The sequence below is a fragment of the Mesorhizobium sp. M4B.F.Ca.ET.203.01.1.1 genome, from assembly GCF_004791025.1.
In the GTDB taxonomy this organism is placed as follows: domain Bacteria; phylum Pseudomonadota; class Alphaproteobacteria; order Rhizobiales; family Rhizobiaceae; genus Mesorhizobium; species Mesorhizobium abyssinicae.
The window spans coordinates 1-301 of record NZ_SRUO01000233.1 but is presented as its reverse complement, the minus strand read 5'-3'; the positions used below and the strand labels follow the sequence as shown (position 1 = coordinate 301).

The 301-nt window shown below is 64.1% G+C and carries 1 protein-coding gene; it reads right to left on the bottom strand.

All coding sequences use genetic code 11. The features are described from left to right. Positions 1-301: YhjD/YihY/BrkB family envelope integrity protein (locus tag EN846_RS34460; RefSeq protein WP_189587219.1), on the bottom strand; the 301-nt coding region annotated here is incomplete at both ends.

Sequence of the window (301 nt, the reverse complement as noted above, 5' to 3'; positions counted from 1 at the left end):
CGAGGCGATCACGTAACGCCATATCGTGATGGTGCCCATATAGGGCTTGATCCATTCGAGATGCGCCTCGGCCAGCCGCGCGAGCAGCGGCGCGAACACCAGAAGGACGCTGACGGCGAGGAAACAGGCGGTTGCGATCAGCACGAAAATGATGCTCTGCACCCGGCGGTGGATGATGCCGCGCGTCTCGGTGACCCGATAGGCGCGGTTGAGCGACGTGCGCAGCGCCTCGATACCGTTCGAGGCAAAGTAGGCGGCGGGCAGCACGCCGTAGGTCAGAAGGTCGGTTCGCCGTACGGTG